The organism is Planktothrix paucivesiculata PCC 9631, from assembly GCF_900009265.2.
GTDB lineage: Bacteria > Cyanobacteriota > Cyanobacteriia > Cyanobacteriales > Microcoleaceae > Planktothrix > Planktothrix paucivesiculata.
Window position 1 is genome coordinate 357,283 of the sequence record NZ_LR734982.1, and the last position, 14,336, is coordinate 371,618.

A 14,336-nucleotide genomic window follows, 5' to 3' on the forward strand; every position below is an offset into this window, starting at 1 on the left:
TCCCACTTTTATTCAAAATCTTTCTTTTTTCAGCAGAAAACAAGCCACAATAATGCCAATCATCGCCAAAAATGCCATCGGGTAAAACACATAGGTGTATGTGCCAAATAAATCTCGAATCCGACCCGTCGCCAAGGTTCCAATCAAAGCACCAACCCCATAAGCTGTAAAGACAATCCCATAGTTTTGAGCATATTGTTCTGGATTAAAAAAACCCAGGGTGATAGTGGGGGCCATGGCCAACCAACCGCCCAGACAAAACCAAAATAGACAGAAGGCAATCAGGTAGTTACCCACTTGTCCTGTCTCGGCGTTGACCATTAATATACAGGCGATTAAAATTAACACATAGGACAAAATAGCAATATAGTGAGGCTTAAACCGATCAACTAACCAACCGAACAATGGACGACTTACCCCATTAAATAGGGCGAATAAGGAAACACTACTAGCCGCCAGGGTCGGGTCAATATTAATAATTTCCTCTCCGACTGTACTAGAAATACCGATCGCACTCAAACCCACTAAAGTGCCGATCACATAGCAAGTCCACAGTCCATAAAATGAGCGACTCCGCAACAAATTCTTAGGGTAAGATGAGGCTGATATCGATGTGGAATTTCCCATATTTGGTCGAGGATGCCAGCCCTGGGGTGGCAATTTCATAGTCAAGGAAATGGCTAAAATGATCAATATAAAGGCAATACCGAGAATCCGTAGGGTGGGTCGAACGGTGTAGATATTGATTAGTTGGTTGGCGAGGGGAGCGGTGATTAAGGGGGAAAGTCCAAAGCCAATAATCGTCAACCCTACAGCCAATCCTTTTTTATCAGGAAACCACTGGGATACTACCACCATCGGCACACCATAGGCAATACCGACCCCAATGCCAGCAATAACTCCGTAGGTGAAGACTAGCGTTGTCACATTGGTAGCAAAACTAGAAAGAATATAACCTAAACCGACGATCATCCCGCCGGCTGCGGTCATCACACGAGTACCAATCCGAGGAATATAAAAACCGGCTATCGGCATGGTAGCCGCATAAAAAACTAAAATAAATGTGAATGGCAATAGGCTGGCACTGGCACTAATTCCCAGTTCTTTTTCCAAGGGAGTTCTAAAAATACTCCAGGAATAGACACTACCTAAGCACAGTAGAATAGTCATCCCCAAAGGTATTAAAAGCCATCTACCTCGATCTGCCGGTACTCCCAGGATGTTTGTCTTTGTTTCATGATTATTGGTTATGTTCATATCTGAAAAGATGAAAATTTCATCAAGTCTACAAAATAGCAATCCTATGGAGTTGTGTTCCAAATTCCTGATCACAAGGGAACAGGTAATGGGTAATGGGTAATGGGTAATGGGTTATACTTGATAATACTGGATAATACTTGTGGCTGTTTGATGTCAGTATTGAAATGTTACAACCTATTTACGATTGCTAAGTAGTCCTATTCAAAGTTTTTATTGTCTATAATTTGCGCTCTCAAATAATGTTTGCAGTTGGGGTAGAATCCATTGGAAAGCCTGACCCCGGTGGGAAATTTGATGTTTTAAGGTGGCGGGCATTTGGGCAAAGGTCATCTCAACTTCGGGAACGTAAAAAATTGGGTCGTAACCAAAACCCCCGGTTCCCAGGGGTTTCTGTGTGATTGTTCCCTGACAAACTCCTTGATATTCTAGGGCAATGGAACCATCGGGACGGGCGATCGCCACAGCACAGATGAATTTGGCCCGGCGGTTCGGGTGATCTCCGAGTTCCTTCAGCAGTCGGATAATTCTTTCGGCTTCGGTGGGAGCGTAACGGGCTGAATACAGTCCCGGTGATCCGTTTAAGGCTTCTACAGCCAATCCTGAATCATCAGCGATCGCCCATTCTCCTGTGGCGACTGCGACTTGGGACGCTTTTAAGGCTGCATTTTCAAGAAAGGTTTTCCCGGTTTCTTCTATTTCTAAATCTTTGGGTTTAAGTTGCAAATCAATCTCTAAATCCTCCAAATAAGCCTGTATTTCCTGAAGTTTACCTGGATTCCCGGTTGCCACAATTAATATTTTTTGGGTCATTTTTAATTATTAGATATTATTTAATTATTAGATATTATCGTAGTAAGCCCTTCAGGGCTATAGCACTACGCATTACTGTTAGGACACTCCTAAATCCTGAAACCATTTCGCAGCTTACTGTTCCCTGTTCCCTGTTCCCTGTTCCCTAGCGCTATAACAGGTGCGTGCGAGAGACTATACACGCACCCTGGGGCATCCAATTAAAACTGATTTGCCCAATCCTTAGCCCAGGCCAGGGTTTCGTTAACCTTGTCTATGTTGGGAGCTTCACAATAGAGACGTAAAACGGGTTCTGTCCCACTAAAGCGAATTAATAACCAACGACTATCGGCCAGACGGTATTTATAACCATCCACAGTTAAACAATCAACCACAGGCTGTCCGGCAATTTCCTGTAAGGGGTGAGTTTGGAGTTGTTCTACCAGCCGCGATCGCACCTCCATCCCCGCCAAAGGTAAATCAATCCGATCATAGGCCGAATCAAAGCCCGTTTGTGCCTGTAATCGTTGATAGGTTTGGGTCGGATCTTCCCCCGACTGTACCATCGCTTCTAAGACATATAAAGCCGATAACAAGGCATCCCGTTCAGGAATATGGGTTCCATAGCCCACTCCCCCCGATTCTTCACCCCCGACTAAAACTTCAGTGGTTAACATCCGATCGGCAATATATTTATAACCGATCGCCGTTTCATACAAAGATAAATTGAATAATTGAGCAATTCGAGGAATTAAATCAGAACCACTTACAGTTTTAACAATTTCTCCCGTAAATCCGCGACGAGTAGATAAATGTTCAATTAATACGGGAATTAAAATCTGAGAACTGAGAAAATTACCCTTTTGATCAACAGCAGCAATGCGATCGCTATCCCCATCAAACACAAATCCAATGGCTAAACCCCCATTAGAAAAGCGATGGGATTCTAATTGTTCAAACAATTTAGGAATATAACGGGGTAAAGGTTCCGGTGCGCCCCCGCCAAAATAAGGATCACGATCGGTATTAATTTCGTGAATATTATCTCCCAATAATTGAGTTAATCCTCCGGTGGCTGCTCCGTGCATGACGTCAGCAAAAACCGTTAATTTTCCTTGATTAACGGCTGCTTGAATCGCCCCAATGTCCACCTTAGAACGGAGAGTTTCACAATAACTTGGCCAAGGATCAAACCGTTCTAAGGTTCCGGGGGGAGTCTCAAAAATTGGGGGTTGATCTAATAAGGCTTCGATTTGTTGGGTGATTTCTGGCCCCACCGAACCGCCAAAAGCCCCTTTAACTTTTAGACCTAAATATTTTCCTGGGTTATGACTAGCCGTTAACACAATCGCCCCTAAAGCCTTTTGTTGATGGGCGATTAACGAAAATGCCGGAGTTGGAGCATAGGTTTGACTCAGTTTGACATCAAAGCCAGCAGCTTGTATGGCTTCGGCCGCACATTGGGCAAATTCCTCCGCTAAAAAACGCCGATCATGGCCCACAATAATTGTCCGGCTTCGGGTACTTTCTCCGTAGGTTTGATAGAGAATTTGAGCAGCAATGGGGGCGACTAAAGCCACTCGTTCAAAGGTAAAGTCCGCAGCAATTACACCGCGCCAGCCATCGGTTCCAAACTTAATGGGTTGAGGGATCATGAATTTTCAACGTTAAAAGGGAACTAAGAACTAAGAATTAAGAATTAAGAATTATAGCTTTTCGGCTTTTTCCAGCATAAGTTAAATATCTCTTAATCCTCAATCCTACATTCTTAATTCAGGATTAATATCCCTAGTTCGTTAGAAAAATGCGGGTTGGTGACGAATCAAATTCAAGAATTCTTCACGGGTTTTCTGTTCGTCTTGGAATACACCGACCATGGCGCTGGTGACTGTCCAAGACCCGGGTTTTTGCACCCCTCGCATTGCCATACACATATGGGTAGCTTCCATGACAACGGCCACCCCTTGGGGTTCCAGGACTGTTTTAACCGCTTCAGCTATTTGGCGAGTTAGACGTTCTTGAACTTGTAAACGACGGCTGTACATTTCCACAATTCGAGCCAGTTTGCTTAATCCAATCACTTTTTGATTAGGAATATAGGCAACGTGCGCCCGACCCATGAAGGGTAACATATGGTGTTCGCACATACTGAAAAAAGTAATATCGCGCACAAGCACCATTTCTTCATGGCCTTCGTCAAAAATCGCTCCATTCACCAATTCTTCCAGGGATTGATTATAGCCACTGGTGAGAAAGCGCATGGCTTCAGCTACCCGTTTGGGGGTTTTGAGTAACCCTTCGCGTTCGGGATCTTCACCCACCCCTAAAAGCATGGTGCGAACCGCCCCCATCATTTCTTCATCACTCACCTCTATCGAGGGTTGGGAGAGGGTGCTTTGACTATAGGATAAGGTGCGATCAGGTCGAATTGAAAACCCAGTCAGGTCTTCATTTTTGACGCCACTGGTGTTTGGTGAAATAGTCATCAGAAAAAAGGTTTAGAAACAATAGATTTGAACGGTTTTAAAATCGATACTTAGAACGATTCAAAACGTGCCGACACTGGGCATTAGGGTTAATTCTTCAATAACCGCAACGCTTGGTAATAATGCGACATAGAGAATTGACTCGGCTACAATCTCCGGTGTCAGCATGGCAGAGCGATCAAAGTCAGCGTTAACGGTTTCGCTATCCCAAATAGGAGTATTCACAGAACCAGGACAGAGGGCTGTCGCCCGAATTCCATTGGCCCGTTCCTCCATATTCAGGGTTTTGGAAAGAGCCATCAAACCAAATTTGCTGACGCAGTAGGCCCCCCAATTGGGAAAAGCCTGTAGACCCGCAATGGAGACAATATTAATAATGGTTCCACTTCCTTGATCTCGCATCCCAGGCAAAACTCCTTTGATACACTGGAATACGCTGGTGAGATTTAAGTCGATGACCTTTTGCCAATCGGCTAGGGAGGTTTCGATTAAGTGTCCGGTGTATCCCATCCCGGCGTTGTTCACGAGGATGTTCACCGGGCCAAAAGCAGCCACAATAGTATCGATTTGTGCATGGACTTGTTCAACCTTCGCCAAGTCAAGGGGAAAAGCTTTCGCCTCCACTCCCAAATTTCGGGCTTCTGCGGCTACGGCCTCTAAGCGATCCTTTTGGCGACTGACTAATGCAACGTCAATCCCGGCTTTTGCAAAGGCCAGGGCTGTTGCCCGACCAATTCCGCTACTAGCTCCTGTGATCAAGGCTCTTTTCTGCATGGGAGAAGTCATGTACCTGTTAAGTTGTCTCCAAGGGGACTAAAACTGATGTGACAAATCGATCAACTGCTGAACCTGAGAAATGTGTAAAGATTTGTTACTCTTGTCAGTATATCATCAAAGGCATTAAGGATTTAGGATTCTCGGTGAATCCTTCCCAACTTCAAGGAACTCAACTTTTTTTTCCCGCCAGGTTTTGGAGATTAACGGCAACTTGGTTGATTTCTTGAACGCTACCACGGGTTTCCCTAATTCCTAAGACGCTTTGTTGAGTCCCTTGGTTGATCTGGTTCATGGCGGTGACGAGTTGTTCCACTGCTGTTGCTTGTTGTTGAGAAGTTAAGGCAATTTCCTGATTAATCATCATGACATGATTAATTCCATTAAACAACCTTTCCAGGGCCGTAGCGGTTTGTTTCGATAATTCAATCCCCTCGACGGCGTTTTGTTTGCCCGATGCGGTCACAGAAACCGTTGTTTGCAGAGATTTTTGAGTTTCGGTAATTAAATGATTAATTTGAGTCGCAGAATTTTTACTTTGGTCAGCTAATTTGCGAATTTCTCCGGCGACGACGGCAAATCCTTTCCCATATTCTCCGGCTCTCACCGCTTCAACAGAAGCATTCAACGCTAACATATTGGTTTGATTAGCTAAATCAGTAACTAAGTTAGTAATTATACTAATTTGATTCATTTGCTCATCTAAACCCGTCATCTTATTAGAAATTTGTTCTACTGTAGATTGCAAGGCAGAAATTCCGACTAAAGTTTTTTGAACCAGTTTTTTATTTTCTTCAGAAATATCAGCCACTTCAATAGCATTATTAGCCGCGAGTTTTGCCTTTTCCGCCGACTGGCGAGAAGACGACCCTAATTCATCAATAGTCGTTGTAGTTTCATTCACCGCCGCCGCCTGTTGAGCAGTAATTCGTTCTTGTTCTTCGATAGTGGTGGCAATTTGACTAGAAGAATTAGCGATCTGATTAATACTATTTAGAATCGTAATAATCCCTCGACTTAAAACTTTTCCTAATATCAAAGCCAGGGTAGGACAAACAATAATCGCTACTATCATCAAAAAACCAATGGTTTTAACATCATTAATAGCTTCTTGTTTAGTTAATTCACCCAATTTATTATTTATTTCTAAAACTTGTAAAAGAGATTGCTCTGCTAGGTAATATCTTCTACCATTTTCATGATCAATTTTATCTAGTTCTAGCCTTAATTTTAAAGCTGCTTCTACTTTGTCGAGTTCAGCGCGATCAACGTTTTTTTGATCTTTTAAAAGCAGTAAACTGTTCCAAGGGTTAGTTATGCCTAATTGATTATATTTGGCTTCTAACGCTAAATAATCTTCGTGGGACTGAATCCATTGCTTCCAATCAATTAAAAACTGTGCATAGCTGTTTTTTTCGGCTTCGGTTTGTTCGGTTTTTTCGTATTCTTCAAATCCCTGCTTAATTTGTGACCACGCCTTTTCAATGCGGTTTAATTCTTGTTCTCGTTCTTGTTCTGTTAATAAAGGATTGATTAATAACCGTTCTGCGGATTGGATTTGGGTTTGTCCTTCATTGATTTTATTTAAACCCCTAATACTGGGAATTACAGTATAACCCAGGGTTTCAATCTGCCTATTCAGACGGGAAACTCCATAGAAACCGAGAAGAACAATAGCAAATACCAGGGCAAAAAACGAACCACTAATTTTAACTTCTAAAGGAATTTTATTAGTCATATTTTCAAATGTTTGGGTTCGTTAAATGCTGCCTTTTATTCCCTGGTATTATTGTTGATTTAAACCTTGGCTTCAGCAAATACTCCAATATTTCTAAATTTCTGATAGCGCATGGTTTGACGCTGACTAGAGGTTAAAGCCAAAAGTTCTTCTAAAGATTGAAGTAAGGCTTTTTTCAGCAGTTCTGCGGCTTTCAAAGGGTTGCTGTGGGCTCCTCCCTCGGGTTCGGGTACGACTTCATCAATAATGCCTAATTGTTTAAGATCTTTGGAGGTGATTTTCAAGGCTTGGGCGGCTTGGGGGGCTTGACCTGAATCTTTCCACAAAATGGCGGCACAGGCTTCGGGGGTAGCTACGGTATAAACCGAATGTTCTAACATTAGCAGTTTTTCACCGACACCAATGCCTAATGCTCCACCGGAACCGCCCTCCCCAATCACCGTACAGATAATCGGAACCTCTAAATCAAACATTTCTCGCAGGTTATAGGCGATCGCTTCTCCTTGGCCTAATTTTTCGGCGTCCACTCCCGCCCACGCCCCCGGAGTATCAATAAAGGTTATGATCGGCATCCCAAAACGGTTAGCGTGTTCCATCAGTCGCATCGCTTTCCGATAGCCTCCAGGGGCGGCCATACCGAAATTTCGAGCCACATTATCTTTAGTATCCCGTCCTTTCTGATGACCGAGGATAACTACGGGTTGTCCCCCCAAACGGGCTACACCGCCCACTAATGCTGGATCGTCATAGCCTCGGCGATCACCATGGAGTTCCATCCATTCATCGGTCATCGCTTGTACATAATCTAGGGTACTCGGCCGACGGGGATGGCGGGCCAGTTGTAGCCGTTGTAAGGGGGATAAACCACTAAAAATTTCTTGTCGCAGTTGGCTGGCGCGGGCTTCGAGTTGTAGGATTTCATCGGAGACATCCACACCATTTTCATTCGCTAACTGACGAATTTGGTCAATTCGGCTTTCTAGCTCAACTAGAGGCTTTTCAAAGTCCAGGAGAATCGGTTTTCGATTAGAATTAGCCACACTCAAAATTACTGTTACACAGGATGAATATTATTTTTAGTATTTTATCGGAAATTGACACTCTCAGGTCTAAATATACTCTCGTTTATGGCCTCCCATGTTTTTTTTATGAGTTTTATCAGTCAAATACTTAAATTGAGCATATATAGAAATCCGTGCCGAGGTTGCTGTATTTTACCCATATCACGAATTGCTATATATCTTTACTCTGATCAACTAGATAGGGATTAGGGGATTAGGATTCCAACTTCTAACTCCTTTTTATCCCTTAAAGCTAGTTGATCTAATTGTTTCCAAACTTCCTGTAATAAAGCATCTAAACCGATTCCAGCCACGGCGGAAATCATAAAAATAGGGCTGGGATTTAACTCTTGCAATTGAGAGGCGAGGGCTTGAATTTCTGAACTTTCAGTATCGACCGCATCGACTTTATTAAAAGCCACAATTTGAGGACGTTCTCCTAATCCTCTCCCATAAGCTTTTAATTCCTCTTGAATAGTATGATAATTGCCAATCGGGTCACTATCGGTAATATCAATTAAATGTAATAAAACCCGAGTTCGTTCAATATGTCGCAGGAATTCGTGACCTAGCCCCGCCCCTAAATGGGCGCCTTCAATTAACCCCGGAATATCAGCAAAAACCGTCCCGTCTCCCGTGGGTTTTCTGACCACTCCCAAGTTAGGAATTAAGGTGGTAAAGGGATAATCGGCAATTTTAGGACGGGCTGCGGATAAGGCGGAAATTAACGTGGATTTTCCAGCATTAGGTAAACCAATAATTCCGACTTCTGCTAATAATTTTAATTCTAATCTTAACCGTCGGTTTTCTCCTTCTAATCCGGGTAAAGCATATTCAGGAGCGCGATTTCGGTTACTTAAAAAAAATTTATTTCCTAAACCGCCTTTACCTCCGGCTGCAACACAAAACTGTTGATTTTTTTCTACTAAATCCCCTAATATTTCATCGGTATTAGCATCATAAACTACTGTTCCCAATGGCACTTGAATAAAACAATCTTCTCCATGTGCCCCGGTCATGTTTTTCGGGCCGCCTCGCTTGCCATCATCGGCTTTAAATTTGTGGTTATAGCGAAAATCTAAGAGGGTTTGGAGGTTTTCAACCGCAACTAATATAACCGAACCTCCTTTCCCGCCATTGCCTCCGGCTGGCCCTCCGGCGGGAACATATTTTTCCCGTCGAAAAGCAACGACTCCATCGCCTCCTTTTCCGGCTTCGACTTCAACTTCAACCTGATCAATAAATTGCATTTTATTTGATTTGAAATGAGTAGGATCTGGGAACATCCCATGCCCCCTTTTTTCAGGGGGTTATAGGGATCTGAACCATTGCTAAAAATATGGATTTTTAGCTCCGATTTGCCTGGAAATAATAATAAGTTGCCATCGGAACTACCGTTGCCACGATTAACAAGACCGCTACTATAATTGTAGCACTGGTATCGTCGGTTTCTTCGGCCGATTTAAAGGTGCTTTCCACACTAATATTATCTTGTTCTATGGGCGGGCCGGGATCGGGTTCTCCCGATAAAACAGTAGAGATGCGATCGTCTGCTGCAATAAACGCCTCATTATATTTATCTCCTTTCCGAAGGGGATATTTTAGGGTTTTTTCAACCACACTTTCAGCTATTTCATCGGTTAATAAGGATTTGGTTTTTTCTCCTGTTTGGATCGCGGCATTATTAGTTAGTAAATCCAAAACTAATAGGGTTTGATTGGCTGCAACTTCAGGGGTCGGAAACCATTTTTGAAAGACTTTTTCAGTAAAAGTTTCAATGGTTTCTCCATAATCTAAACGGCGAATAGTTAAAAACCGAACTTCATATCCGGTTTTTTTAGCTAACTCAGATAAACTATTACTTAAACGTCCTTGCGTACTGCGGCTAAGAACACCATCAAGCTCCACAACCCAGGTTTGATCACCGGAGGATACGGTAGGAACTTGATAAACTCCCGTGGCTAAAGCAGGAGTTGCTGAAAATCCTAGGATTAATGTTAAAATCAAGGAAATTACTAATCCTGGTAATAAGTTTCCCCGATTTAATATTCTTTTAAGCTGTTGTATCATGGTCAAAAGTGATGATATAAGTACAGTCTTGGGTGATATTAACTATACAAGATCATGGGGGTAAGTTGACGGTTGAGCGGTTGACGATGAAGACGGGTGAAAAATCCTATTTGCCAAAACCCAGATCCCTAACCTATTGTCAATGCCACCGCAACCATGAACAATGAACTTAGAACTGATCTCTCCCCTATCACCTTATGTCAAGTCTGTTTGATGTTGAACATCTGAGGGTCGCCTATCCCCACTCCCGATCTTCTCAAATTTGGGCGGTTGATGATGTCTGCTTTTCCCTACAACCGGGAGAACGTCTGGGACTGGTGGGGGAGTCCGGTTGCGGAAAATCCACCATTGGCCGGGCGGTGATGCGGTTGTTACCCACCACCAGCGAAATTGAAGGACAGGTGCGGTTTGAAGGACAACCGGTATTTGGGATGGATGAAAAACGGTTGCAAAAGTTTCGCGGGGAGGCGGTGGCGCTGGTTTTTCAAGACCCCATGACTCGCCTTGACCCGTTGATGACCATTGGTAATCATTGTTTAGAAACTCTCAAAGCCCATCGCCCTCAATTATCCAATTCCCAAGCTAAAAATAAAGCATTAGAAGTATTAGAATCGGTAAAAATTCCCGCTAACCGTTGGTCACAATATCCCCATGAATTTAGTGGGGGAATGCGTCAAAGAGTTGCGATCGCTTTAGCTTTATTACTTGACCCGAAATTAATTGTAGCCGATGAACCCACCACCAGTTTAGATGTGACGGTTTCGGCTCAAATTTTACAGGAATTAACTCGACTTTGTGAACAACGGGGAACGGCTATTTTATTAATTTCCCATGATTTAGCCATGGTGGGGGAATATTGCGATCGAATTGCGGTGATGTACCAAGGAAAAATGGTGGAAATGGGAGCATCGGAAACGGTGTTTCAAAATCCCCAACATCCCTATACTCAATCTTTGTTAAAGTCAGCTTTACATTTACAGGATATTGAAAATAAAGTGGCTAATCCTGGCTGGGAAACGACTATATCTGCGACTAAACCCTTATTATCAATTAAAGATTTACAACAATATTATACCCTAGAACCCGGATTTATTCAACAACTTTTTTCTAAACAAAAGAAATCGGTGATTAAGGCGGTGGATGGGATTAATTTAGAGTTATATCCTGGGGAAATATTGGGTTTAGTGGGAGAATCCGGTTGTGGAAAAAGTACCCTCTCCCGAACAATTTTACAACTCATTCGGGCGACCCATGGAAGTGTAGAATTTTTGGGCACAGATTTAACTAAATTATCCTCCGAACAAGTCCGAAAATATCGCCGTCAAATGCAGATGGTATTTCAAGATCCCAATGCTTGTTTGAATCCGATGATGACAGTGGGAGAAAGTATTGCTGATCCGCTTTTTATTCATAAATTAGCAACTCCAGAGGAGGCAAAAACCCAAGTTTTAGCCATGTTAGAAAGGGTGGGATTAACACCAGCTACGGAATATTATCAACGGTATGGGGGGGAATTATCGGGGGGACAACAACAACGGGTAGCGATCGCGAGAGCATTAATGACTCGTCCTCAATTATTGATTTGTGATGAACCCGTAAGTATGTTAGATGCGAGTATTCAAGCCCAAGTTTTAGATTTAATGTTAGAACTAAAAGCAGAATTTAATTTAACCTATTTGTTTATTACCCACGATTTATGGGTGGCTCGGTTTTTATGCGATCGGATTGCGGTAATGAACGGCGGTAAAATTGTTGAATTAGGAGAAACAGAATCCATATTTACTAATCCCCAACATCCCTACACCCAAACCCTATTATCCGCTATTCCTTCCCTGGCAAAAACAATACAATAATCATTTGTAGTGAACCCTTCAGGGTTCTATCATTTCGTAGTGAGGCGTTCACGCCTCTATTCTATCTTTTTTAATCACCTAAATTGTTATGAAAAAACTGGTTTTAATTGGTGGAGGACATAGCCATGCGATCGCCTTAAAAAAATTGGGAATTAATCCCTTATCAAATGTTGAATTAACCTTAATTTCCGATGTAGTTAAAACCCCCTATTCAGGAATGTTACCCGGGTATATTGCCGGGTTTTATAGTTTTGATCAATGTCATATTGATTTACCGTCCTTAGCTGAATTTGCTCAAGCTAAACTTTATATTGATTCAGCAATAGGTTTAGATTTAGAAAAAAATCAGGTTATCTGTAATAATAATCCTCCCATTCCCTTTGATATTCTATCTATTGATATTGGTAGCACTCCAACACCCTTAACGATTCCTGGCGCGATCAAATATACGATTCCTGTTAAACCCATTTCTCAATTTTTGCAATACTGGGATCAATTAATTCAGGAAATTAAGCAAAATCCGCAAGAAAAAATGAGATTAGCGATTGTGGGTGGCGGTGCCGGAGGGGTAGAATTAGCTTTAAATATTCATAGCCACCTAACGCAAATTTATCAACAATTTAATCAACCTTTAAATCAGTTAGAATTGCATCTAATTCATAGCGGTAATCGGCTATTATCTGAACGCCATCCTAGTTTAAGTCAAAAGGTAGAAACTATTCTAAAAAATCGTAATATTCATGTACACTTAAATCAAACCGTTAATCAAATTGAGCAGAATCAGGTTAAAATAATTAGCTGTATATCGGGGTTAACCCTAGAATGCGATCGCATTTTTTGGGTAACACAAGCCAGCGCGTCTCCCTGGATTCAACAAACAGGACTCACAACGGATCAAAGAGGATTTATTCTCGTTAATCATTACTTACAATCTATTTCCCATCCTCAAATTTTTGCCGCCGGAGATATCGCTACAATGGTTAATTATCCTCGACCCAAAGCGGGAGTTTTTGCTGTGCGCCAAGGTCAACCTTTATTTGAGAATTTAAAACGAAGTTCACAAGAAAAACCCCTAAAACCCTTTATCCCTCAAAAAGAATTTTTAATTTTAATTGGCACAGGAGATCAAAAAGCGATCGCATCTAAAGGAAGGTTTAATCTGGGGCCATATTCTTTATTTTGGCGATGGAAAGATTATATTGATCAAAAGTTTATGAGACAGTTTAGGACTTAATTTTAAAAATCAAACTATTTTATATAATAAAAAATTTAAAAATTAAATGATAATAATGATGCTAAATTATCATAAATTTTATGATATATTAAATCCATACAAAAGAATATAACAATAAGTTCAAAATAGAGTGAGGTAAACGCTAGAGTGAGCAAATACAAACGTAGTTTAGTAGAACTTCGAGAAAAAGCTGTTTTAAACTGGCCAAAAGAACTACTAGATAAAGCAGGTGAAGCGAGTATTCTTCCTCTATTACTCAAAACACAAGATAAATTTATTAGTATTCTAACTCTTGCTAATTCTGAGCCTGAATCTTGGCAAAAACTTGTTGATCTTTCTCTGGATATGCCAGGAAATCTTTTTCTTAAACATTTAATTGTTTTGAGTGATTTAGGTGGAGAATCTTTAAACAAGTATCCACCTATCACTAAGTATTTTAAAAATAATCGGATGGATTATATATGGAAAACAAAAAAATATTCCTATCAATTCAAGGTTATTTTTAAAAAAGTTCCTTTAACAAATTCTTCATTAAAGGTAGATGGAAAATCTTTAGTTAAAGGATTTCCCTTAAATGATAAAATGCAAGATGTAGTTATGTTGATTTTATATGGAGCTACTGCTTTAAATATTAATCTTCCTGATTCGGAAAAGTTTATGATTGGTAGTTTATTAGGAAAGTCAGACGAAATTCAAAATTTTGTGAAACAAAATTATATTCGAGTAAGTCGGCAAATTAGTGGAGCAACATCAACTAAACTGGGTAGTCTAGCCGAAGACTTTGTTATCCGTGTTTTAAAAGAAGAGCTACCTACTTGTAAAATCAATCCATTCAAACAAATCGAGGGTACAACATTTGATATTGTTGTTTCCACTCCTAATAATAAATTATTTGGCATTGAGGTGAGTTTTCAGTATACAACGAATAGTACAATTGAACGAAAAGCAAGAGAAGCTAAAGACTTAGCAAAATTATTGCATAATGCGGGTCATTTTATTTGTCATGTTATAGATGGAGCAGGTAATATTAACATTAGAGAAAATGCAGTAAGTACAATTTGTAAGTAGGTA

Annotated in this window: 12 protein-coding genes; 3 read left to right on the forward strand and 9 right to left on the reverse strand. The window is 41.2% G+C overall.

The annotated features are described in order from the left end of the window. Positions 1 to 12: 12 nt before the first annotated feature. The 9 genes from PL9631_RS01645 to psb32 form a co-directional block, all read right to left on the reverse strand. Positions 13 to 1,170 (reverse strand): L-lactate MFS transporter, encoded by a 1,158-nt coding sequence (locus PL9631_RS01645; protein WP_331281241.1) that lies wholly within the window; start codon positions 1,168 to 1,170, stop codon positions 13 to 15. A gap of 300 nt (positions 1,171 to 1,470) precedes the next feature. Continuing rightward, positions 1,471 to 2,070, reverse strand: coding sequence for an RdgB/HAM1 family non-canonical purine NTP pyrophosphatase (rdgB, locus tag PL9631_RS01650; protein WP_083616299.1), 600 nt, complete (start codon positions 2,068 to 2,070; stop codon positions 1,471 to 1,473). 200 nt (positions 2,071 to 2,270) lie between these two features. After that, positions 2,271 to 3,701 carry a phosphoglucomutase/phosphomannomutase family protein gene (locus tag PL9631_RS01655; protein WP_083616404.1) on the reverse strand — a complete coding sequence of 477 codons (1,431 nt, stop codon included), beginning with the start codon at positions 3,699 to 3,701 and terminating at the stop codon, positions 2,271 to 2,273. Positions 3,702 to 3,845: 144 nt separating this feature from the next. Then, positions 3,846 to 4,535, reverse strand: coding sequence for a GTP cyclohydrolase I FolE (gene folE / locus PL9631_RS01660; protein WP_083616301.1), 690 nt, complete (start codon positions 4,533 to 4,535; stop codon positions 3,846 to 3,848). Positions 4,536 to 4,595: 60 nt separating this feature from the next. Next, positions 4,596 to 5,321 (reverse strand): SDR family oxidoreductase, encoded by a 726-nt coding sequence (locus PL9631_RS01665; RefSeq protein ID WP_083616303.1) that lies wholly within the window; start codon positions 5,319 to 5,321, stop codon positions 4,596 to 4,598. A 160-nt stretch (positions 5,322 to 5,481) separates the two neighbouring features. Continuing rightward, positions 5,482 to 7,047: a HAMP domain-containing methyl-accepting chemotaxis protein gene (locus PL9631_RS01670; protein ID WP_083616305.1), complete on the reverse strand. Its 1,566-nt coding sequence runs from the start codon at positions 7,045 to 7,047 to the stop codon at positions 5,482 to 5,484. A gap of 59 nt (positions 7,048 to 7,106) precedes the next feature. Beyond that, positions 7,107 to 8,087 carry an acetyl-CoA carboxylase carboxyl transferase subunit alpha gene (gene accA, locus PL9631_RS01675; protein WP_083616307.1) on the reverse strand — a complete coding sequence of 327 codons (981 nt, stop codon included), beginning with the start codon at positions 8,085 to 8,087 and terminating at the stop codon, positions 7,107 to 7,109. Between the two features lie 227 nt (positions 8,088 to 8,314). After that, the gene (obgE, locus tag PL9631_RS01680; protein ID WP_083616309.1) at positions 8,315 to 9,358 is read right to left on the reverse strand and encodes a GTPase ObgE; all 1,044 of its coding nucleotides are present in this window, start codon (positions 9,356 to 9,358) and stop codon (positions 8,315 to 8,317) included. 97 nt (positions 9,359 to 9,455) lie between these two features. Then, the gene (gene psb32 / locus PL9631_RS01685) at positions 9,456 to 10,178 is read right to left on the reverse strand and encodes a photosystem II repair protein Psb32 (protein ID WP_083616311.1); all 723 of its coding nucleotides are present in this window, start codon (positions 10,176 to 10,178) and stop codon (positions 9,456 to 9,458) included. 197 nt (positions 10,179 to 10,375) lie between these two features. Here psb32 and PL9631_RS01690 point away from each other — a divergent pair, with 197 nt between their 5' ends. The 3 genes from PL9631_RS01690 to PL9631_RS01700 all read left to right on the forward strand — a co-directional run bounded on the left by PL9631_RS01690 (position 10,376) and on the right by PL9631_RS01700 (position 14,333). Then, positions 10,376 to 12,031 (forward strand): ABC transporter ATP-binding protein, encoded by a 1,656-nt coding sequence (locus tag PL9631_RS01690; RefSeq protein ID WP_083616313.1) that lies wholly within the window; start codon positions 10,376 to 10,378, stop codon positions 12,029 to 12,031. Positions 12,032 to 12,119: 88 nt separating this feature from the next. After that, positions 12,120 to 13,265, forward strand: coding sequence for an FAD-dependent oxidoreductase (locus PL9631_RS01695; protein ID WP_083616315.1), 1,146 nt, complete (start codon positions 12,120 to 12,122; stop codon positions 13,263 to 13,265). Between the two features lie 147 nt (positions 13,266 to 13,412). Further along, positions 13,413 to 14,333, forward strand: a complete 921-nt coding sequence (locus PL9631_RS01700; protein ID WP_083616316.1) for a hypothetical protein — start codon at positions 13,413 to 13,415, stop codon at positions 14,331 to 14,333. The last annotated feature ends 3 nt before the right edge of the window (positions 14,334 to 14,336 follow it).

Excerpts from the sequence above, each read along its gene's own strand:
- PL9631_RS01645 (WP_331281241.1), bottom strand. The coding sequence starts at position 1,170 with ATGACTATTCTACTGTGCTTAGGTAGTGTCTATTCCTGGAGTATTTTT.
- rdgB (WP_083616299.1), bottom strand. The coding sequence starts at position 2,070 with ATGACCCAAAAAATATTAATTGTGGCAACCGGGAATCCAGGTAAACTT.
- folE (WP_083616301.1), bottom strand. The coding sequence starts at position 4,535 with ATGACTATTTCACCAAACACCAGTGGCGTCAAAAATGAAGACCTGACT.
- PL9631_RS01665 (WP_083616303.1), bottom strand. The coding sequence starts at position 5,321 with ATGACTTCTCCCATGCAGAAAAGAGCCTTGATCACAGGAGCTAGTAGC.
- PL9631_RS01670 (WP_083616305.1), bottom strand. The coding sequence starts at position 7,047 with ATGACTAATAAAATTCCTTTAGAAGTTAAAATTAGTGGTTCGTTTTTT.
- obgE (WP_083616309.1), bottom strand. The coding sequence starts at position 9,358 with ATGCAATTTATTGATCAGGTTGAAGTTGAAGTCGAAGCCGGAAAAGGA.
- psb32 (WP_083616311.1), bottom strand. The coding sequence starts at position 10,178 with ATGATACAACAGCTTAAAAGAATATTAAATCGGGGAAACTTATTACCA.
- PL9631_RS01690 (WP_083616313.1), top strand. The coding sequence starts at position 10,376 with ATGTCAAGTCTGTTTGATGTTGAACATCTGAGGGTCGCCTATCCCCAC.
- PL9631_RS01695 (WP_083616315.1), top strand. The coding sequence starts at position 12,120 with ATGAAAAAACTGGTTTTAATTGGTGGAGGACATAGCCATGCGATCGCC.